This is a genomic window from Parasphingorhabdus sp., assembly GCF_041748495.1.
Lineage (GTDB): Bacteria > Pseudomonadota > Alphaproteobacteria > Sphingomonadales > Sphingomonadaceae > Parasphingorhabdus.
On the sequence record NZ_JBGTDD010000170.1, the window covers coordinates 1 to 21,312 of the forward strand.

The 21,312-nt window shown below is 59.9% G+C and carries 19 protein-coding genes; 9 read left to right on the forward strand and 10 right to left on the reverse strand.

All coding sequences use genetic code 11. The features are described 5' to 3' along the window. Both ACEW8J_RS14625 and purH read left to right on the forward strand, forming a co-directional pair. Nucleotides 1–551: heparinase II/III family protein (locus ACEW8J_RS14625; RefSeq protein WP_373492375.1), on the forward strand; the 551-nt coding region annotated here is incomplete at its 5' end. 2 nt (nucleotides 552–553) lie between these two features. After that, nucleotides 554–2,146 (forward strand): bifunctional phosphoribosylaminoimidazolecarboxamide formyltransferase/IMP cyclohydrolase, encoded by a 1,593-nt coding sequence (gene purH, locus ACEW8J_RS14630; protein WP_373492376.1) that lies wholly within the window; start codon nucleotides 554–556, stop codon nucleotides 2,144–2,146. A gap of 160 nt (nucleotides 2,147–2,306) precedes the next feature. Here the strand turns inward: purH and ACEW8J_RS14635 are convergent, their stop codons facing one another. The 8 genes from ACEW8J_RS14635 to purE form a co-directional block, all read right to left on the reverse strand. Beyond that, nucleotides 2,307–2,714, reverse strand: coding sequence for a DUF3035 domain-containing protein (locus ACEW8J_RS14635; protein ID WP_373492377.1), 408 nt, complete (start codon nucleotides 2,712–2,714; stop codon nucleotides 2,307–2,309). A 55-nt stretch (nucleotides 2,715–2,769) separates the two neighbouring features. Continuing rightward, complete coding sequence (gene lspA, locus ACEW8J_RS14640) at nucleotides 2,770–3,303, reverse strand: signal peptidase II (protein WP_373492378.1); 534 nt, start codon at nucleotides 3,301–3,303, stop codon at nucleotides 2,770–2,772. Nucleotides 3,304–3,462: 159 nt separating this feature from the next. Beyond that, nucleotides 3,463–6,432: an isoleucine--tRNA ligase gene (ileS, locus tag ACEW8J_RS14645; protein WP_373492379.1), complete on the reverse strand. Its 2,970-nt coding sequence runs from the start codon at nucleotides 6,430–6,432 to the stop codon at nucleotides 3,463–3,465. Between the two features lie 215 nt (nucleotides 6,433–6,647). Then, nucleotides 6,648–7,571, reverse strand: a complete 924-nt coding sequence (locus tag ACEW8J_RS14650) for a bifunctional riboflavin kinase/FAD synthetase (protein WP_373492380.1) — start codon at nucleotides 7,569–7,571, stop codon at nucleotides 6,648–6,650. A 65-nt stretch (nucleotides 7,572–7,636) separates the two neighbouring features. Next, complete coding sequence (locus ACEW8J_RS14655; protein WP_373492381.1) at nucleotides 7,637–8,896, reverse strand: dipeptidase; 1,260 nt, start codon at nucleotides 8,894–8,896, stop codon at nucleotides 7,637–7,639. Further along, a complete protein-coding gene (locus ACEW8J_RS14660; protein ID WP_373492382.1) occupies nucleotides 8,893–9,387 on the reverse strand; it encodes a dihydrofolate reductase in 495 nt (164 codons plus the stop codon). The genes ACEW8J_RS14655 and ACEW8J_RS14660 overlap by 4 nt, the downstream gene beginning before the upstream one ends. A 35-nt stretch (nucleotides 9,388–9,422) precedes the next feature. Further along, nucleotides 9,423–10,496 (reverse strand): 5-(carboxyamino)imidazole ribonucleotide synthase, encoded by a 1,074-nt coding sequence (locus ACEW8J_RS14665; protein WP_373492383.1) that lies wholly within the window; start codon nucleotides 10,494–10,496, stop codon nucleotides 9,423–9,425. Nucleotides 10,497–10,513: 17 nt separating this feature from the next. Then, nucleotides 10,514–11,002: a 5-(carboxyamino)imidazole ribonucleotide mutase gene (purE, locus tag ACEW8J_RS14670; RefSeq protein ID WP_373492384.1), complete on the reverse strand. Its 489-nt coding sequence runs from the start codon at nucleotides 11,000–11,002 to the stop codon at nucleotides 10,514–10,516. Nucleotides 11,003–11,235: 233 nt separating this feature from the next. On the opposite strand from purE, the gene ACEW8J_RS14675 reads away from it, so the two are divergent. Further along, on the forward strand, nucleotides 11,236–11,808 hold the full coding sequence (locus tag ACEW8J_RS14675) for a GGDEF domain-containing protein (RefSeq protein WP_373492385.1): 573 nt from the start codon (nucleotides 11,236–11,238) through the stop codon (nucleotides 11,806–11,808). Between the two features lie 22 nt (nucleotides 11,809–11,830). On the opposite strand, the gene gpmA is transcribed toward ACEW8J_RS14675, so the two are convergent. Beyond that, on the reverse strand, nucleotides 11,831–12,517 hold the full coding sequence (gpmA, locus tag ACEW8J_RS14680; protein WP_373492386.1) for a 2,3-diphosphoglycerate-dependent phosphoglycerate mutase: 687 nt from the start codon (nucleotides 12,515–12,517) through the stop codon (nucleotides 11,831–11,833). Nucleotides 12,518–12,941: 424 nt separating this feature from the next. On the opposite strand from gpmA, the gene ACEW8J_RS14685 reads away from it, so the two are divergent. The 6 genes from ACEW8J_RS14685 (at nucleotide 12,942) to ACEW8J_RS14710 (ending at nucleotide 20,590) form a co-directional block, all read left to right on the forward strand. Continuing rightward, nucleotides 12,942–15,485 (forward strand): TonB-dependent receptor, encoded by a 2,544-nt coding sequence (locus ACEW8J_RS14685; RefSeq protein ID WP_373492387.1) that lies wholly within the window; start codon nucleotides 12,942–12,944, stop codon nucleotides 15,483–15,485. Nucleotides 15,486–15,589: 104 nt separating this feature from the next. Then, the gene (locus ACEW8J_RS14690) at nucleotides 15,590–16,750 is read left to right on the forward strand and encodes an iron-containing alcohol dehydrogenase (protein ID WP_373492388.1); all 1,161 of its coding nucleotides are present in this window, start codon (nucleotides 15,590–15,592) and stop codon (nucleotides 16,748–16,750) included. Continuing rightward, nucleotides 16,734–17,186 (forward strand): acyl-CoA thioesterase, encoded by a 453-nt coding sequence (locus tag ACEW8J_RS14695; RefSeq protein WP_373492389.1) that lies wholly within the window; start codon nucleotides 16,734–16,736, stop codon nucleotides 17,184–17,186. The genes ACEW8J_RS14690 and ACEW8J_RS14695 overlap by 17 nt, the downstream gene beginning before the upstream one ends. Nucleotides 17,187–17,215: 29 nt before the next feature. Beyond that, a complete protein-coding gene (locus tag ACEW8J_RS14700) occupies nucleotides 17,216–18,358 on the forward strand; it encodes an acyl-CoA dehydrogenase family protein (RefSeq protein WP_373492390.1) in 1,143 nt (380 codons plus the stop codon). Nucleotides 18,359–18,491: 133 nt separating this feature from the next. Then, nucleotides 18,492–19,415, forward strand: coding sequence for a DMT family transporter (locus ACEW8J_RS14705; RefSeq protein WP_373492391.1), 924 nt, complete (start codon nucleotides 18,492–18,494; stop codon nucleotides 19,413–19,415). Beyond that, nucleotides 19,415–20,590 carry a winged helix-turn-helix domain-containing protein gene (locus ACEW8J_RS14710; protein ID WP_373492392.1) on the forward strand — a complete coding sequence of 392 codons (1,176 nt, stop codon included), beginning with the start codon at nucleotides 19,415–19,417 and terminating at the stop codon, nucleotides 20,588–20,590. The genes ACEW8J_RS14705 and ACEW8J_RS14710 overlap by 1 nt, the downstream gene beginning before the upstream one ends. A 14-nt stretch (nucleotides 20,591–20,604) precedes the next feature. Here ACEW8J_RS14710 and ACEW8J_RS14715 read toward each other — a convergent pair whose 3' ends face one another. Then, nucleotides 20,605–21,138, reverse strand: coding sequence for a hypothetical protein (locus ACEW8J_RS14715; protein ID WP_373492393.1), 534 nt, complete (start codon nucleotides 21,136–21,138; stop codon nucleotides 20,605–20,607). Nucleotides 21,139–21,312 lie beyond the last annotated feature (174 nt).

The following is a 21,312-nucleotide window of genomic DNA, read 5'->3' on the forward strand; positions in this document are numbered from 1 at the left end:
CGGCGCTGGCCCGCGGCCTGCGCACCACCGCTGCCCACAGCACCCTGTGCATCGCCGACAGCAACAGCACCTCGATCCTGGCCGATGGCAAGCTCGGGCGCGGGGTCAGCGAGGTCGAGCTGTTCCGCCGCGAAGTGGAACAAGCGACCCGGCTCGAAGCCAGCCATGACGGCTATGCCCGGCGCTTCGGTCTGGTCCACAAGCGGCTGTTGCTGCTGCGCTCGGACGGTCTGGAGCTGCGCGGCGAGGATATGCTGATCCCCGACGGCAAGAGGCGCCGGCGCCGCAAGGACGATATCGAATATGCGCTGCGCTTTCACCTCGGGCCGGATATCGAATGCGACCTGATCTCGGAGGGCAAGGGCGTGATCCTCCGCCTGGCCGACGGCAATATCTGGCAATTCCGCTCGACCAGCGGCGACATTCAACTGGAAGAAAGCGTCTGGGTTGACGGCATGGGCATTGGCCATGAAGTCAAACAGATGGTAATCAGCGGAGCAGTGGGCAGGGGCGGCGGCGCAACCGGCTGGCTGCTCAAACATATGGGGTAACAATGACCGAGAATATCAAAATCAAACGCGCGCTCCTGTCGGTTTCGGACAAGAGCGGGCTGGCCGAACTCGGCCAGCAACTGGCGGCGATGGGCGTGGCGCTGATCTCGACCGGCGGCACCGCCAAGGCGCTGCGCGACGCCGGGCTCGAGGTCGCCGATATCAGCGACGTCACCGGATTCCCGGAAATGATGGACGGCCGGGTCAAGACGCTCCATCCGAAAGTCCACGGCGGCCTGCTCGCCCGGCGCGATGACGCGGGCCATGTCGCCTCGATGGCAGAACATGATATCGCCGGGATCGACCTGGTGATCGTCAATCTCTACCCGTTTGCCCAGACGGTGGCCAAGGGCGCCGAGCGCGACGAGATTATCGAGAATATCGATATCGGCGGCCCCTCCATGGTGCGCAGCGCCGCCAAGAATCACGATTTCGTCACCATCGTCACCGACCCGTCGGACTATGATACCCTGCTCACCGAACTGCAGGACAACGACGGCGGTACATCGCTGGCCTTCCGCAAGACTATGGCCGCCAAGGCCTTTGCCGCGACCGCCAGCTATGACAGCATGATCGCCCAGTGGTTCGGCTTCGCCGACCAGGGCAAGATGTTCCCCGACACGCTGCCGCTGACCATGAGCCGCCCGGTCGAGCTGCGCTATGGCGAGAATCCGCACCAGAGCGCCGCGCTCTATCTGCCCGACGGCCCCTCGGCGCGCGGCATCGCCCAGGCCGAACAGCTACAGGGCAAGGCGCTCAGCTATAATAATTACAACGACGCCGACGCCGCGCTCGAACTGGTCAGCGAATTCCGCGACGGTCCGCCGACCGTAGTGATCGTCAAGCACGCCAATCCCTGCGGCGTCGCCAGCGCCGACAATATCGTCGAAGCCTACCATGCTGCTCTCGCCTGTGACAGCGTCTCGGCCTTTGGCGGCATCATCGCCGTCAACCGGCCGCTCGACGGCGCGGCGGCAGAGGCGATGACCGGCATTTTCACCGAAGTCGTCTGCGCCCCCGACGCCGATGATGACGCCAAGGCGATTTTCGCGAAGAAGAAAAATCTGCGTCTGCTGCTCACCGGCGAACTGCCCGACGCTGCGCGCGGGGGCATGAATCTGAAAAGCATCGCCGGCGGCTATCTGCTGCAGTCGCGCGACAATGGCCAGATCACGCGCGCGGATCTGACATGCGTGACAAAACGCCAGCCGAGCGAGCAGGAAATGGCCGATTGCCTGTTCGCCTGGACGGTCGCCAAACATGTCAAGTCCAACGCCATTGTCTATGCTAGGGGCGGCGCGACCGCAGGCGTCGGCGCCGGCCAGATGAACCGTCTCGAATCCGCGCGAATCGCCGCCTGGAAAGCCAGGGATGCCGCTGAAAAAGCCGGCTGGGACGAAGCGCGCACCATCGGCTCTTCTGTCGCCTCCGACGCCTTCCTCCCCTTCGCCGATGGTCTGCTGGCCGCGGTCGAGGCAGGCGCGACCGCCGTGATCCAGCCCGGTGGCTCGATTCGCGACGACGAAGTGATCGCCGCCGCCGACGCAGCCGACCTCGCCATGCTGTTCACCGGCATGCGCCATTTCCGGCATTAGCTGACAGTGCCCCTGCGCAGGCAGGGGCCCATCTCCTGAACCAAAGCCTTTATCCGGAAGTCATTGAATCGCACGCTGCCGGCTCAAGCGCTTTCACACTTCAACCAGATCGCCTGTGCTGGATTTTACGAGATGGGCCCCTGCCTGCGCAGGGGAACAACTATTGCGGCGTGGCCGCCTGGGCGTTCTGGCCGTCACCTTCCGGTGCGGCGATGATGTCACGGGTGACGCTGCCCTTGTCGACGGTGAAGGTTTCGGCATCGCCGACCGAGGAACGAATGCCGGCATCGGCGTTACCGGCCTGGCCGACGATCGCCGATTCGGTAATGCTGCGCGCCTGCGGGCCGCCGAACAGCGCTTCCAGCGTCTGTTGCTGCAATCCGCCGGTTTGCGGACGAGGCTGGCCGGGCTGCGGCGGGGTCAGCGTGAAATCGGGCGGGATCACCAGCGGCGGCTGGCGCGAAACGGCGAATTCATCGGGCCGGTCCCGGTCAAACAATCCGCTGGAACCACAGGCCGTCAGGCTGGCCAGCGATATTAGGCTGATGGCGACGGTCGATTTACGCATGTTAATGTCCCTCAAAAATCTCTTACGGAGCCTGATAGCGCGCTCCTGACACAGGTCAACTTTCGTCAAGCTGAACATCGTCTTTTGTCTCGTCCTTCTTTTCGCGGATTAGCAGCGCCCGTGCAAGCAGGATCACCACGCCGATGCTGATACAGGCATCGGCGACGTTGAAAATCAGGAACGGCCGGAATTCGCCAATATGCAGATCGGCAAAATCCGCAACATAGCCCAGCCGCGCGCGATCGACGATATTACCCATCGCCCCGCCCAGCACCATGCCGAGCGCGATAATGTCCCATTTGGCCTTTTCGCGGTTCATCCACAGGAACACCGCAAATCCGATCAACCCGGTCAGCGCGACCAAAGCCCAGCGCTGGAAATCGGTCGATGCGGTCAGGAAGCCCATCGAAACACCGTAATTTTCCGCCCAGGTCAGGTTGAAAAACGGTATCAGCTCGATCTGCCCCCGGGCCGGCAGCTGCAGCAACTGCATCACGACAAATTTGCTTGCCTGGTCGAGAAAGAAGATCAGAAAGGCGATGATCAGGCCGATGCGGCGGTATTTCGTGATTTGGTCGGTATCGGTCATTTCAATTTCCGTTCGCCATTTCGTCATCCTGAACCAGAGATTTTTTATCCTGAACCAGAGAATCGTCATCCTGAACTTGTTTCAGGACCTCGTTGGGCTTGGCGCTCGGTCGCGAGGGATCCTGAAACGAGTTCAGGATGACGGGTGAGAGAGCAACATTCACGCCAACACCTCCGCACACCGATCGCACAGCATACCATCCTCTTCGACTTCGGGCAGCAAACGCCAGCAGCGGCCACATTTATGATTGTCGGTCTTGGACACGGCAATGACATCGCCATCCCGGACATCCGCGACAATCGCCAGTTCGGCAAATTCGTCCGAGCTGATCGGCAGATCGGCCATCGGATAGACAACCTCGGCCTCCAGGCTGGACCGGATGGTCTTCTCCCGCCGCAACGGTTCGATCGCCTCGGTGACATGTTCCCGGGCATCGCGAATTTTCTCCCATTTGCCGGCAAGATCGCCGTCCAGCCAACCCGCATCAACCTCCGGCCACTCCTTCAAATGGATCGAATCTTCCTCGTCCGGGAACCGGCTCTGCCAGATTTCCTCGGCGGTAAACACCAGTACGGGCGCGATATAACGCGTCAGCGCGTGGAACAAGATATCCATCACCGTCCGGTAGGCCATGCGCTTGGGATCATCTGCCGCATCGCAATAGAGGCAATCCTTGCGGATATCGAAGAAGAAGGCGCTGAGGTCTTCCTGCGCAAAGGCGTTCAGTTCCCGCATATAAGGCCCGAAGGCAAAATCGTTCACATGTTGCTTCAACTTCGCGTCGACCTCGGCCAGCCGGTGCAATATATAACGCTCCAGCTCCGGCATATCGGTGACCGCGACCCGCTCCGCCTCGCTGAAATCGCCGAGCCCGCCGAGCATGTAGCGGAACGTGTTGCGCAGCTTCCGGTAGCTGTCGGAAACCCCTTTCAGGATTTCGTCGCCAATCCGGTGATCCTCGGTAAAATCGACGCTCGCCGCCCACAGCCGCAATATATCCGCGCCCTGTACATCGATGATCTTCTTCGGATCGAGCGTATTGCCCAGCGACTTCGACATTTTCTTGCCGGTCTTGTCGAGCGTCATGCCGTGGGTCAGCACCGCCTTGTACGGCGCGTGCCCCCGCGTGCCGCAGGATTCCAGCAGGCTAGACTGGAACCAGCCGCGATGCTGGTCGCTGCCTTCCAGATACAGGTCCGCCGGCGACTGCTGCTCCGGCCATTTGCCGCTTTCCAGCACGAAGCTATGGGTGCAGCCGCTGTCGAACCAGACGTCGAGAATATCGGTGACCACTTCATAATCGTCGAGCGCATAGGCGCTGCCGAGAAATAACTGATGATCGGCATTGAACCAGGCATCCGCACCGCCGGTCCTGAACGCTGCGATGATCCGCGCATTGACCGCTGGATCGTTGAGATATTCGCCGCTCTTGCGATCAACATAAAGCGCGATCGGCACGCCCCAGGCCCTCTGGCGGGAGAGTACCCAGTCGGGCCGCCCCTCGACCATCGATTCCAGCCGCCGCCTGCCGCGTTCGGGCACGAAGCGGACCTTGTTGCGGATCTCGTCTAGCGCGACATCGCGGAGGGTCGGATTGTCCGTTAGCCCTGAGCTTGTCGAAGGGCGCTTCTCGTCGGAGAGGCGTGGTTCGACAGGCTCACCACTAACGGCATTGCCCCCATTCCCGTTCGCATCGAGCGAAGTCGAGATGCCTTGGGGCAGAGGTCGATCCATCGGCACAAACCATTGCGGCGTGCAGCGATAGATGATCTTCGCCTTCGAGCGCCAGCTGTGCGGATAGCTGTGGGTAAAATCGGCGCTGGCCGAGAGCAACGCGCCCGCTTCGCGCAAGTCCGAACAGATCGGGCCTTCCGGGCCGTTGAAATTCTTGTTGATCACCCCGCCCGAACGCTCGTCGCCACGCGGCAGCCATTCCCAGTCGTCGCGATAGACGCCATCCGCATCGACCGCGAACACCGGATTGATGCCGTGCTTCTTGCACAGATCGAAATCATCCTCCCCATGGTCAGGCGACATATGGACCAGCCCGGTACCCGCATCGGTGGTGACAAAATGCGAGCCGTCGAGAAACGGGCGGGGTTTGGTGTAGAATTCGCTGTCCGGGAATTTGGTGGCCATCGGGTGTTTGGCGATGGCCCCGGCGAGTTGGGAGCCTTTGAATTTTGCAGTTAGCGAAACATCAAACAGACCCGGATCGTCCATTTTCTTCCGAGACTTGTCGAAGAATTTTTCCGCTAACTCGGTTGCTATTACATAGCTTTGACCTTCTTGCAGATTTAGGCCGATTGGTGAGTCATCATAATTCACTAGAATTTGGTATAAGCCATATTCAACATCCGCCCCATAAGCGAGCGCCTGATTAACCGGAATCGTCCACGGCGTCGTCGTCCAGATCACCGCATGCGCACCGACCAGTTCAGGCGCATTTGGCGCCTCAACAATCTCGAACGCCACATCAATCTGCGTCGAGACAATATCCTCATATTCCACCTCGGCCTCGGCCAGCGCGGTCTTCTCGACCGGCGACCACATCACCGGCTTGGCGCCGCGATAAAGCTGACCCGCTTCGGCGAACTTCAATAGCTCGGTGACAATCGCCGCCTCGGCGTCATAATCCATCGTCAGATAGGGCTTGTCCCACTGCGCCAACACGCCGAGCCGCTTGAATTCCTCGCGCTGCACATTGACCCAATTGTCGGCATAGGTCCGGCATTCGGCGCGGAATTCGCTGGCCGGAACCTCGTCCTTGTTCAGCTTCTTCTTGCGATATTGTTCCTCGATCTTCCACTCGATCGGCAGCCCGTGACAATCCCAGCCCGGCACAAACGGCGCATCCTTGCCGAGCAAAGACTGCGAGCGGACCACCAGATCCTTCAGCGTCTTGTTGAGGCTGTGACCGATATGGATATTGCCATTGGCATAAGGCGGGCCGTCGTGGAGAATGAATTTCTCGCGCCCCGCGCGGGCTTCGCGCAGCTGTTCATAGAGACCAATCTTCTGCCAGCGCGCCAAGATCGCCGGTTCCTTCTGGGCAAGGCCGGCTTTCATCGGGAAATCGGTTTTCGGCAGAAAAACCGTGTCTTTATAATCTGCTTTGGGATCGCTCATGATCGCGGGGATTAGGGGAGGCAGGGCGCGGGTGCAAGCGCGATTTCACGCGGCGAAGAGGCCTGTAATGGGGATGTCATGGCGGGGTCGCTTTGCAACCGTGAGTGGTGAGCTTGTCGAACCACGCCTCTCGTCGATAAGCGTCCTTCGACACGCTCAGGACTAACGGCAGCCAGGCTCTCCACTAACGGATTCCTCACCGCCAACCCATCATCTCAGCCCAAAAGCTCGCGCGCCCGGTCGCAATCCTTCGCCATCTGCACCTTCAGCGCATCCAGATCATCGAATCTCTGCTCGCCGCGCAGGAAATGGTGCAGCTCCACCTCGATCGTCTGGCCGTACAGGTCCTCGCTGAAATCGAAGAAATAAGGCTCCAGCAATTCCTTCGGCGGGTCAAAGCTCGGGCGGATGCCCAGATTGGCCGCGCCGTTCAGCATCCGGCCATCGGCGAGGCAGCCCTTGACCGCATAGATCCCGTATTTCGGGCGCAGATATTGGCCCATGTCGATATTGGCGGTGGGATAGCCGAGTTGGCGGCCGTTCTTGTCACCGTGGATGACCTCGCCGCGGATCGCGAACGGGCGGGTCAGCAGGCGATTGGCTTCCTCGCAATGCCCCTCTTTCAGCGCCGCCCGGATGCGACTGGAGGAGATGACATCGTCGCTGTCGCTGATCGCGCTGACCGCCTCCGTTTTCAGCCCGTGCGCCGCACCGACTTCGCGCAGCAGGTCGATATTGCCCTTCGCCCCCTTGCCAAAGCTGAAATCCGCTCCGGTCACCACCCCGGCTGCGCCAAAACGCTCGACCAGCAGCTTGACGATAAAATCCTCCGCCGTCGTTCCCGCCAGCGCCGCGTCAAATACGAATACCAGCATCGCGCTGGCCCCGGCGTCGGCAAACAGCCGCTGGCGCTGGTCCAGATTGGTCAGGCGAAAGGGCGGCACATCGGGCTTGAAAAAGCGCACCGGATGCGGGTCAAAAGTAGCGATAATCGCTGGCCGACCTTCGTCCCGCGCCCAGTTCAGCGCCTTGCCGGCGACCGCCTGATGGCCAAAATGAAAGCCGTCAAAATTGCCGAGCGCCAGTATCGCCCCGCGCAGCTCGCCTTCGATCCGGTCTTTTCCGTTCAGTCTGATCATCGAATCGCTATCGCGGGCTTTTTCAATTCATTCAACAAGTTCGTCATCCGGGCGCAGGCTGGACTCTATTCCGTGACCAGTTCGCGGGCATCGGTCCCTGGCTTGACCACCAGCGGTGTCGCGGGGGTCACGGCTCCCTGGGGTGGCGCAACGGATTTCGGCATCGGCTCGATCCCCGCCCGGATCACCCGCAGCGCATTCAGCCCCATCACCGCCCGGATTTCCGGTTCGGTAAAACCGGCGTTGATCAGCGCCTGGGTGATATGGACAATGCCGCTGGTGTCGAAACGGGTGGTTACCGCCCCGTCAAAATCGCCGCCCAGCGCGACATGCTCGATCCCGACCAGATCGCGGACATGTTTCGCCGCCCGGGCCACGGTCGCCGGATCGGTATCGCACATGGCGCCATCCCAATAGCCCAGACCGATGACCCCGCCGGTCGCCGCCACGCCCCTGATTTCCGCGTCGGTCAGGTTGCGATTGACGCCGCAGACGGCCTGCACGCCGCCATGGCTCGACACCACCGGCCGCCGCGCCATCTGCAATATCTCGGCAACGGTCGCATGGCTCGAATGGGCTATATCGACGATCATCCCCATCTGCTCCATGTCGCGGATGATGGTCCGGCCAAAGGGAGTCAGTCCGCCCTTTTTCTCGCCGTGCATCGAGCCCGCCAGCTCATTGTCGAAAAAATGCACCAGCCCCGCCATGCGCATGCCCGAGTCATGGAGTTTCTTCAAATTCTCGCGCTTGCCCTCCAGGGTTTGCAACCCCTCGGCCGAGAACAGGACTCCCATCGGACGCCGGTCCCGGGCGCGGAATTCGACCAGCCCGTCGACATCCGCTGCATAGCTGATCATCGCCAGCTCGCCCGCCGAATCCTTCACCGCCCGGTCCAGCTTCTGCGCATGATAGAGTTGCCGCTCGAGCAGGGAAAACCAGGTCCGCACCGGCTGCAGCTGGGTCATCGCCAGCAAGGTTATATTGTCGCTATCGGCGCTGTTGCTGTCGTAATTCTGGCCCCTCGGCGTCTTGGTCACGCTGGAGAATATCTGCAGCCCGACATTGCCTTCCTGCATCCGCTTCAGATCGATATGGCCATAATTGACGCTGTCGGTGATCTTGCGTTTCCACAGCAATGTGTCGCCGTGCAGGTCGACGATCATCAGACTGTCATGCAGCCTCTGCGCCTCGACGCTGATTTCCGGCAGCGGCTTGCCATCGACGATATTGGTCTGTTTCTCGAACCAGGCCGGCCCGAAGATCAGAAAGGCGGCGAGGGCAATCGCGATGAGACCGAGAAGTATCAGCGCGATTTTCTTCATGGCGCTGTTCGCTTGAGGGTGACGAAGCTGAACGCCGGCCTGTCATTTTTCGCCGCATGATCCTCGCGCGCCGTCTCTTGCCAGACGGTATCGTCAAACGCGGGCATCTTGATATTGCCCTTCGGCTTGCTGTGCACTTCGGTGAGTTCGATCCGGTCAGCCTTGCCCAGGAACGCCTTGTAGATTTCCGCGCCGCCGATCACCGCGATATGCGGCGCATTGGCCATTTTCAGCGCGCTTTCCACGTTGCTCGCGACATCCGCGCCATCGCCGTCCCAGGCCTTGTCCCGGCTCAGCACGATATGGCGCCTTCCGGGCAGCAGGCCGGGCAGGCTGTCAAATGTCTTGCGGCCCATGATCATCGGCTTGCCCATGGTCATGGTCTTGAACCGCCGCTGATCCTCCGGCAGGCGCCAGGGAATGGTGTCGCCGTCGCCGATCACGCCATTGTCGGCGCGGGCAATGAAGAGAATGATTTCAGGATGGTTCATGGGGGACGCCTAGCGCAGTTCCGGCGGACTGCAAATTAGAAATGTAATTTGGTTACATGTCCCATTTTGCGGCCCGGCCTGGACGCACCCTTGCCATAGAGATGCAGGTGATTGGCCCCGGCGGCCAGCAGCGCCTGCCAGTCATCGGATTGCGCGCCGATCAGATTGTGCATCTCGACCCTGTTCGCGGCAAGACCGGTGTCGCCCAGCGGCAGGCCGCAGATCGCCCGGATATGATTCTCGAACTGGCTGGTGACCGCGCCTTCGATCGTCCAGTGACCGCTATTGTGCACGCGCGGCGCCATCTCGTTGAACAGCGGGCCATCGCTGGTGGCAAAAAATTCGCAGGTCAGTACGCCGACATAATCCATTGCTTCGGCCATCTTCGCGGCCAGCGCCCGGGCGGCCTCCTGCTGGTTCAATATTTCGACTGGTGCGGGGGCCAGCGAGTGGGCCAGGATGCCGTCCTCGTGGACATTGTGCGGCGTATCCCAGAACCGGACTTCGCCATCCTGTCCGCGCACCAGGATCACGGAAAATTCATGACTAAAGCGGACAAAACCCTCGGCAACGCAGGGCTGTCCGGCGACCGCCTGCCAATGCTGGTCGAGATCATCACCCGGCTGGATCCGCGACTGGCCCTTGCCATCATAGCCCATGCGGATCGTCTTGAGAATCGCCGGCGCGCCGATATCCGCGATTGCCTGGTCGAGCTCAGCCCGGCTGGTCACTTCGGCAAAGGGTGCGGTGGTGCCGCCATGGTCGCGCGCGAATATTTTCTCGGCCACCCGGTTCTGGGCGATATCGAGCGCGGCGATCGGCGGATAGAGCGGTGCGCAGCCTGCGATCTGGTGCAACGGTTCGACCGGGACATTTTCAAATTCAAAGCTGATCACGTCGCAGCTTTCGGCGAAGCGGGTCAGCGAGGCGATATCGTCATCCTGCGCGCAGGTGAATTCTGCCGACACTTCCGCAGCGACGCTTTGCGCATCGGGCGCATAGATATGACAGCGATAGCCCAGTTGCGCCGCCGCCATGCTCAGCATCCGGCCAAGCTGGCCGCCGCCCAATATGCCAATGGTCGATCCGGGTGGGAGGGTTTTCATCATTGCTCGCTGCCGCCCGCTTATTCGGGCCGGTCGGCGACGGCTTCGGTCTGCGCCGCGCGCCAGGCGTCAAGGCGCTCGGCGAGGGCAGGGTCCGCATTGGCCAATATCGCCGCGGCCAGCAGTGCCGCATTCTTGGCACCCGCTTCGCCAATGGCGAGGGTGCCAACCGGGATGCCCGCGGGCATTTGCGCGATCGACAGCAGGCTGTCGATACCGCTCAGGGCTTTCGACTGGATCGGCACACCGAGCACCGGGATGCGGGTCATCGCGGCCGCCATGCCGGGGAGATGAGCCGCCCCGCCAGCGCCGGCTATGATCACTTTCAGCCCGCGTTCGGCTGCCGATGTGGCATAGTCATAAAGCCGGCCGGGCGTGCGGTGCGCTGACACGATCTTCGCTTCATGGGCGATTTCCAGCTGATCCAATATGTCGCTTGCAAGCTTCATCGTGGGCCAGTCGGACTGGCTGCCCATGATTATTCCAACCGGAGGAGGTGCTTCGACCATTTTTGCCCCTGACAAATGCTGCGGAAGCAATGCGGTTTAGTCGGGAATTGATGCGGACGCAATGGCACATATCGAGCGGTTCCATTTTCGCTGCAACCCATTTGCGCTCAGTGGGTTACGCCCAAATCTGGAGGAGCATTGCATCAACTTTCGAGCCTATAATTCGAATAATCCTGTTGTGCTTTCAAATAGATATAAATATATGTCCTGTCGGGATTGGGAATCACAAATAAATGGATAAACATCACATAAGAAACAAGCAATATTGCGCCAACTGCTTTACGTTGGAGAAGGAAATAGTTGCGCTCAAAGAGGATCTCGCTGAAATGAAGCAGCACGCCTATCATGATGTGCTTACCGGGATTCCAAACCGCCGGCTGTTTGTTGAAAGCCTTGACGACAGGGTTGCGCAGTGTCGGCAATATGGCGACAATTGTGCGGTACTGTTTCTCGACGTCGACAATCTGAAAGCGATCAATGATGAACATGGCCATGCCGCCGGCGACGCACTGCTGGCTCGCATGGCCAAAATATTGAAGACCCATATCCGGTCGACGGACGTGGTGGCGCGGCTTGGCGGCGACGAATTTGGTCTGCTACTCGACAATTTGAATGGCGATCAGGTCGCGGAGAAAATCGACTCGCTTGTCGAACATTTCAATCGGGTCAATTTTGTCCACGCGGACAAGCCCTTACCTTTTGGTGCGGCGATAGGCTATTGTTTCGTCGGACCTCAGGATACCACCGAGGGTCTGATGTCCCGCGCCGATGCATCCATGTACCGGACGAAAGACAGGTTCAAATAGTCAGGTCAGACTATCGCTGGGACTATCGCTCGGACAGATAATAGCGCTCGATCTCGTTCAGATCGTCGTCCAGCTCATAGACAATCGGCTGGCCTGTCGGGATTTCCAGAGCGGTAATCTCGTCATCGGCAATCTTGGAAAGATGCTTCACCAGCGCGCGCAGACTATTGCCATGCGCTGAAATCAGAATCCGTTTGCCATTTTGCAGCTCGGGGGCAATCCGGCTTTTCCAATAAGGCAGTACCCGCGCTATCGTGTCTTTCAGGCTTTCGGTCGATGGGACTTCGATCCCCTTGTAGCGCGGATCATTGGACATCTGATACGGGCTGTCCGAAGACATCGGCGGTGGCGGCGTGTCGAAGCTGCGCCGCCAGATATGTACCTGGTCATCGCCATGTTGCTCACGCGTTTCCTGTTTGTTGAGGCCGGTCAGGCCGCCATAATGGCGTTCGTTCAGCCGATAGTTTTTCTCGATCGGCAGCCACAGCCGGCCCATTTCTTCCAGCGCGAGATTGAGCGTCTTGATCGCCCGGGTCTGGACACTGGTAAAGCAGAGATCCGGATCGATGCCGCGCTCCTTCATCAGCCGCCCGGCGGCCTTGGCTTCCTCGATGCCGAGTTCCGTGACATCGACATCCCACCAGCCGGTAAACCGGTTTTCCAGATTCCATTGCGACTGGCCATGACGAAGCAGGATGAGTTGGGGCATATCGGGTCCTTAAATCTCTGTTCGATCTCCCCTAGCGGCGATGATCAGGGTCGCCAAGGGTGATTTCAGGCGAATATGCCCATGTTCGCTTGACGCTTGCCACGCCGCGCCCGTTTTGATCCATATCATCGGCTACAACACGCATTCGGCAGGCATCGACCGATCAGGTCTTTCCGGTCACCGATACGGGCGATGCCTGTGTCTTTTTGACATCGCTTTCTGGTAAAGATACCAAATACCTCGCGTTTCTACCGCAGTGATTGTCACATTTTTGCAACGACTGCGAAGCAATCGGGTTTTTCCTGCCTCACTGCGCTTGATTTAATGGCTCAATTAAACGACGGACGCCGCGCCGCTCTCGTAATAAGAAGCCATCCCCCAGGATATTGGCGACGACAGCGGTTTGTTCAACGGGAGAATATAAATGAAAACGATCAACAAACTCCTCATGGCGGCATTGTGTACCACTGCCATGACCACCCCCGCTTTTGCCCAGGATGAAGTGCAAGAAGCTGAAACATTTGACGAAAATGTAATCATCGTGACGGCAACCCGCCGCGCTCAGGATGTGCAGGACATTCCTCTCGCGGTGACCGCGATCAGTCCGGTCCAGCTGGAACGCCAGGGCGTTGTCAATGTCGAGCAGATCTCCAACGTATCATCCAGCTTCTCGACTTCCAACGCTCAGCTGGCCTCCGGTTCGGTGGTTCTGCGAATCCGCGGTGTCGGTACGACCTCCAACAATATCGGCTTCGAATCGGCTGTCGGCATTTTCATCGATGGTGCCTATCAATCCCGTCCGGGTGTCGCGCTTTCTGAATTTGTCGACGTTGAACGCGTCGAAGTGTTGCGCGGCCCGCAGGGCACGCTGTTCGGCCGCAACACCTCTGCCGGTGCGCTGAACATCACCAACGTGCGCCCTGATCTCAACGAATTTGGCGGCTTCGCCAATGCCACTTACGGCAATCGTAATTTGATGAGCGTACAGGGTGCGGTCAATGTTCCGATCGTCGAAGACAAGCTGGCGCTGCGCGTCACCGGTGCCTATCGTGAACGTGACGGCTATGTGACGGTGGTCGACTCCACGGGTTCCAAGATCGGCGAATCGAACGGCACCGACCAATATCTGGTTCGTGGCCAGCTCGGCTTTGAAACCGACGGCGGCATTCGCGGCCGTCTGATTGCGGATTATTCCAAGAGCACCGCCGGTTGCTGTACTCCGGTTGAACTATTGCAATCGCCGCTGGAAACCGCCGGCCTGTTTGCAGCGGTGGGCCTCGGTCCCCGTGGCGGCATGGCGGCTCCGGTTGTCGCAGTGGATCCGTTCGACACGACTACCGCCGAACGCGCAGCCGACGGACGCATTGCGACCGCCAATTTTGCGCCCCGCACGAGATTTGATCAATGGGGTGTTACCGGCGAAATCGAAGTGCCACTCGGTGATAGCATGGACCTGATCTATATCGGTTCCTATCGCGAATATGATGCCAAGGAAGCCTATGACTCCGATTTCTCCGGCATTGACGTGTTCAATGTGACGGACAATCAGACGGCGATCGAAACCATGACCCACGAACTGCGGGTTCAGGGTGAAGCATTCGGCGGTGCCTTGAACTGGCTGGTCGGCGGCTATTATTCAAAGGAAGACATTTCTCAGGATGTGTCCTTTGCGCTTGGTACAGATTATGACCGGCTCGTTGGTGCGATTCTGGCCGGCGCAACCGGCGGGGCCAGCCTCAATCCGTTGAGTCCGATCTTCTTTGGTGCCACGCCGCTTCAGAATATCACCGGCTTTGATCCTGCGAACATCACCAACAACAATCAATATACGCAGAACAGCAAAAGCTGGTCGGTGTTCACGCACAACACACTGGAAGTTGCCGACGGATTGGAACTGACCGTCGGTCTGCGCTATTCGGATGAAAGCAAGACCGGTGGCTACGCGGCCGGCCCGAATAACAACCCGGTCTGCCCGGCGATTGTCGGCCAGATTTCGCCTGGTGGCGGCTTGAGTGCGCTGCCTGCCGCTTTGCGGAACGCATTTTTCGGTCTGGGCTGCTTTGCTTTCACCGCACCCGCCGATGCGCCATTTGCGGCGGTGTTGCCATCACCACGGACGTTCAACAGCAAGTTCAACGATTCGGAACTGATCTACACCGGCAAGGTGGCATATGCCTTTGCCGACCCGATCAATATCTACGCCAGCTTTACCCATGGGTATAAGTCGGGTGGCTTCAACCTCGATTCCACGGCTGCTGCCGGCGGCGCTGATCCACGTTTTCTTTCCGAAGAAGTGGATGCCTATGAAATTGGTCTGAAAGCCAAATTCCTGGACAATGCGGTGACCTTGAATCTGGCGGCATTCCGCGAGGAATTCAAGAACTTCCAGGTTCTCGAATTCACCGGAGCGCAGTTCCAGACCTTCAATGTTCCCAGGGCGGAAACCCAGGGTGTGGAAATTGAAACCACGATCCGGCCGGACGACCATTTCACGGTCAACGCGGCTTTGACCTACACCGATGCCAATTATCCGCAAGATTGTGCTGGTACCCAGACCAATCAGAATGTTGCGGCGCTTTGCGGAAATTCGCTGACCGATTCTGCGGATATCGTGGGTATTGTCGGGGCGACCTACGCCAATGACATTGGCAACAATCTGAAATATTTCCTCAATGCGCAGATGCGGTTTGAAAGTGATCGCCGGACGTCAACCCAGGCCGTCGATCCTGCCAATCTGGCAGCGATGAACCCGGTTCCGTTCGACACGCAGGATGGCAATATCAAGATCAACCTGCGCGCCGGTATCGGTAGTCAGGACGACACGTGGGGCATCGAGGCCTTCGTGGCCAACCTGACCAACGAAGTGACCCGCGGCGTTACCTTTAACACGGTATTGCGCTCTGGTTCGCGTTCCGCCTTCGTCCAGGAACCCCGCAGCTACGGTCTGACCCTGCGCGGCAGGTTCTAGACCCGAAAACATGCGGTGGCATTCTGTCACCCGACAATCAGGGGCCGGTTTTTCCGGCCCCTTTTTATTGCGCGGCAGAACCATTGATGCAAAAGACTGAACCCATGAAAAATTTCATTTTCCAGACCGTCCCGGTGCTTCACTTTGGCCAAGGCTGCCTCGCCGAACTGCCCGGACAGATAGCAGCCTTGCGCGCGTTTCGGCCGATGATTGTGACCGACCGGGGCATAGTCGATGCGGGTCTGATCGCCCCGGTCCAGAAGACATTGTCCGAAGCCGGCCTGGACGTCGAGATATTCGATGCCGTCATCGCCGACCCGCCGGAATCCATAGTCCGTGACGCGATCGCCGCAGCAAAAGCCGCCGCCGTCGACATTGTCATCGGACTCGGCGGTGGCAGTTCGCTCGACACCGCCAAGGTGGTGGCCGCGCTCGCGGTGGACGGCGCGCAGCCGCTGACCGACATCTATGGTGTTGGTGCGCTGGCGCGAAAGGGCCTGCCGACCATATTGATCCCGACCACCGCCGGCACCGGGTCGGAAGTGACCGCCATTTCGATTCTGACCACCGGCGAAACCACCAAAGCGGGCATCGTCTCGCCCTATCTGTTTGCCGATGTCGCGCTGCTCGATCCGGCGCTCACGGTGGGACTGCCCGCCGCCGTCACCGCCGCCACCGGCATCGACGCGATGGTGCACGCGATCGAGGCCTTTACCGGACGACATGCCAAGAATCCGGTTTCCGACATGCTCGCGATCGAGGCGCTGAAACTGCTCACGGCCCATATCGAAACCGCCTGTTCTGACGGGCGGAACATGCAGGCGCGCGAAGCGATGCTGCGCGGCTCGATGCTCGCCGGTCAGGCCTTTGCCAATTCGCCGGTCGGAGCGATCCACGCGCTCGCCTATCCGCTCGGCGGCATTTATCACATCCCCCACGGTCTCTCCAACGCTCTGGTCATGCCGTTTGTCATGCAGTTCAATCTCGAGGCCGCCGCCCCGCTCTACGCGCAACTGGCCGACGCCCTCGACATCCCGCGCGGCAGCGAGAACAGCAGCGAGGCGCGCGCCCAGCAACTGATCGACTATCTGGAAGGACTGGCGGTCAAGGTGAAGGCTCCGCGCAAGCTGCGCGAGATAGGCATAAAGCAGGAGGCAACCCCCGAGCTGGCGCAAGCGGCGATGCTGCAGACCCGGTTGCTGGTCAACAACCCCAGGGAACTGACGCTCGCCGATGCGCAAAGGATCTATGATGCCGCCTGGTAAAATTCCCCGGGCCGGACCGCCGGTCCGCGCCGACTATCGCACCGGCTCGACGATCACCACCCGCTGGAACGACAATGATCCCTACGGCCATGTCAACAACGCCATCTATTATTTCTGGTTCGATACCGCGGTAAACCGCTATCTGATCGAGCAGGACGCGCTCGACATCACCGGCGGTGACACCATCGGTCTGGTCGTCAACACCAGCTGCGATTATTTCGCCCCGATCGCTTTCCCCGACGAGGTGAGGGCGATGATCCGCGTCGACCGGCTGGGCAACAGCAGCGTCACCTACGGGGTCGGCCTGTTCCGGGGAGACGAGGATGTGGCCTCGGCCGCCGGCAGCTTCACCCATGTCTATGTCGACCGGGCAACCCGCCGACCGGTTTCGCTTCCCGCCCCCTTGCGTTCCGCGCTGGAAGCGATACAGCTTTAATCAACTGATTAAACTCTTGGGAGAGAGATATGCTTCGACCGTTCGATAATGATGAGCGGCGCGAGTTTCGCGCCACCTGCCGCCGCTTCGCCGAAACCGAGTTGCAGCCATTTGCCAATGAATGGGACGAAGCTGGCGAGATACCCTGGGAAATGCATCAGAAAGTCGGCGCGCTCGGCGTCTGGGGCTTCGGGGTTGACGAGAAATATGGCGGTCTCGGCATGGACGATATCTTCATGCGCGCCGCCTGGGGCGAGGAAGCGGCGCGGGCGCATAATGGCGGGACGCTGGCGGCGCTCGGCGGCCGCTCTATCTCGATCGGCCCGATCCACAAGCTGGCCTCGGAAGAAATCAAGGACCGCATCCTCAAGGATATCGTGCTCGGCAACAAGGGCTCCAGCCTCGGCATCACCGAGCCCGGCGGCGGTTCCGACGTTGCCAATATGCAGACGACGGCCAGGCAGGACGGCAATCACTGGATCATCAACGGCGCCAAGACCTTCATCACCGGCGGCATGACCGCCGACCATTATGTCATCGGCGCCCGCACCGGCGGCGAAGGCCTGCACGGCATTTCGCTGTTCCTGGTCGATGCCGATGCCGATGGGTTCTCCCGCACCGCGCTCGACCGGAAAATGGGCTGGTGGTCTTCCGACCAGGCCTCGCTCTATTTCGATGAGGTGCGCGTCCCGGCGGAAAATATGCTCGGCGACCAGGATCGCGGCTTCATCCAGATCATGCATAATTTCAACCACGAACGGCTCGGCATGGTCGCTCAGTGCCTCGGCATGATGCGGGTGCTGCTGGAAGAATCGATCGCCTATGCACAGCAGCGCGAAACCTTCGGCAAGCCGATGATCAAGCATCAGGTGATCCGCCACAAGATCGCCGACATGTCGGCCCGTGTCGACCGGCTCGATGGCTGGCTGAACCAGATTTGCTGGCTCGCCGAACAGGACGAAATGCCGGTCGCGCAGATCTGCAAGGCCAAGTTCAGCGCCACCAAGGATCTCGAATTTTGCGCCAGCGAAGCAATGCAGATCCTTGGCGGCGCCGGCTATCTGCGCGGCAATCCGGTCGAGCGTTTCTATCGCGAGGTCAAGGTCATGGCGATCGGTGGCGGCTCGGAAGAAATCATGCGCGACCTCGCGGTCCGGCAGATGGGTCTGTAATCACGCTTGCCATTTCCGGTGGCCGGTGGATAAGCAGAGCGTCTGAACAATCCGTTCGTGCTGAGCCTGTCGAAGCACGCAAACTGTCTACCACACAACCGGCTTCAACAATTTCTGGCTGATGGGATACACTATGTCCGATCTGGAACTATCCAAACCGCATCTGGAAGATGGCCCGTTGCTGCTACCGGCAGGATCGGTGCTGATCGGCCTGCTTAGCTTTGCCATGATGGATGTGGTGATGAAGAGCCTGGCCATGGATCTCGGCGCCTATAATGCGATACTCTGGCGGGTGCTGGCCTCGCTCGCCATCGTCTCGGTGATATTTTTCGCCCGCGGGCCGAAAATGCCGGGCCGCGCCGCGCGCAAGGTGCACCTTCAGCGCGGCATCATCGTTGTCTTCATGTCCTATCTGTTTTTCTGGGGCCTGGCCCGGGTGCCGCTGGCCGAAGCCATTGCCCTGTCGTTCATCGCGCCGATTATCGCGCTCTATCTGGCTGCGGTGTTTCTCGGCGAGACGATCCACCGCAATGCCATCTATGCTTCGCTGCTGGGGTTCGGTGGCGTGCTGGTGATCGCTTTGGGCCGGGCCACCGGCGATTATGATGAACAGGCGTTGCTCGGCATCGGCGCCATTCTCGCATCGGCGGTGCTCTATGCCGGCAATCTGGTGATCCAGCGGCAGCAGGCGCTGCTCGCCGGTCCGATCGAGATCAGCTTTTCGCAAAATCTGATTGTCGGCAGCGCCTTCCTGCTGCTCGCGCCCTTTTTTGCCGTTATCCCGGATCAGCAATTTCTCCCCTATATCGGTATCGGCGCGATATTGTCGATCATCTCGGCGCTGTTCATTGCCTGGGGCTATGCCCGGGCCGAGGCGAAAAACCTGATCAATCTGGAATATAGCGCCTTCATCTGGGCGGCGATTTTCGGCTGGCTGTTCTTTCGCGAGCCGATCACGCTGGCGACCGTTTCTGGCACCGTGCTGATCGTGGCCGGGTGCATCCTGGCGACGCGGCGGCAGCGGAAAGTGGCCCATATCGAAACCACTGCGGTCTGATGACAGCGGCGCTGCCGATCGGCAATCGACAGGCGCGGTGGCTCTGGCTGCAGGCGCAGGGACTGTCCGATGCCCCGACCGGCCCGCTTGATCTGCCGGCCACCATCCGCCGTCTCGGCTTTGTCCAGCTCGACACGATCCAGAATGTCACCCGCGCCCATCATCACATATTGTGGAGCCGTAACCAGAATTATCGCGAGCCGATGCTCGACCGGCTGCTTGCCCGGGACCGCGCGATATTCGAGCATTTTACCCATGATGCCTCGGTGCTGCCGATGGAATTTTACCCGATGTGGCAGCGCCAGTTTCGCCGTCTGGGAGAGCGTGTGGCGGGTCTGCCCTCCTTCCAGGCGGCCGCGAAGCAAATCGACCGGCAGCATATCCTGTCCCGGATCGCGCAGGAGGGACCCCTGTCCACCCACGCCTTTGATACCAAAGTCGAAGGCGAAAAGCAGATGTGGGATCGCCCGCCGCACAAGCGCGTTCTCGATCAGCTCTGGTATGCTGGCGAACTGGCGACCTCGCACCGCCAGAATTTTGCCAAATATTATGATCTGGCCGAGCGGGTCATTCCCGCGCACCTGCAGCAGACCGCATATGACGAAACGGTTCAGATCGACTGGCTGTGCCGCAATGCGCTGGATCGGCTGGCTTGCGGCTCGCTCGGCGAAATCCAGCGATTCTGGGGGGCGATCACCGCAACGGAAGTCAGATGCTGGTCGCAGACCGTTCGGGATCTGGTCCCCGTCACCGTGCAATCACGCGACGGGCTTTGGCGCGAAGCGCTTGCCCCGCCGGATATCGCACCGCGTCTGGCTGGCATCACGGCTCCGACATCGAGACTGCGGATCATCAATCCGTTTGACCCGGTCGTGCGCGACCGCGATCGATTGGCAGCCTTGTTCGGCTTTGCCTATCGCAACGAGATGTTCGTGCCGACGGCAAAGCGCCGGTGGGGCTATTATGTCTATCCGATCCTGGAAGGTGACCGCTTCGTCGGCCGCATCGAAATCAAGGCGGACCGGTCGCTGGGCCAGTTGCGGGTCACGCAATTCTGGCTCGAACCGGCTATCCGCTGGTCTGCGGCACGGCGGCAAAAACTGGCGGCGGAACTGGCGCGGCTGGCGCGCCTGATCGCAGTCAGTGATATCCTATGGGAATGCGACCCGGCGTGAAACCCGGGTTGATGCTATTTGACGGTTCCGCGAAAACGCAATTCACCGGAAGCGCCCGAAGCGATTGGGGAAGGCAGAACCCAGCGAATATGGGTAACATCAGCCGTCCCCGCCGGGCGCATGTCGCCTGTTGCATCTGCGACGCTTAGCTCGACCAATTTTCCGTAATTCTGACCACCATCAACCGAGACCAGCGCCCAGTCTTCCAGTGCCTCGACAAAGCTCACGGCGCTGTGCACCGGATTGTTGACGACAAAGCCGGTCACGGCATTCTGGCCGAGATTGCTATAGCTGTTGGTGAACAGCAACCTGTCTCCGGGAATGATCTTGACGGATGCGGGATCGTGCAGCGTGGTCACGCTTTCGCCAGTTGCCGATATTTCGGTCCGTTCAACCCTGATCGAACTGTCGATCTTCACATCGGCCTGCGGGTCGACGGCCCCCTTCAGCACCAACGCATCCGGCGCCGCATAAGCGATCTGGGACGCAGACAATCCGGTTATCAGAACACCGGCAACCAAAGCCGCTTCGAGCAAAATGATACGCATATTCGGCATTTCCAGCGATCCTGTTCAACGATTATGGTCCGGACACAAGCGCCCGTTCCGTCTTGATCTAAAATATGGGCTAACTTGGTTAATCAACGGTTAAAAGCCGTCACGAAAGAGCGATCGGAAAGCTGCGGGACGGAATGTCCTGCAAAAAGAAATGCTTGCCGCAAA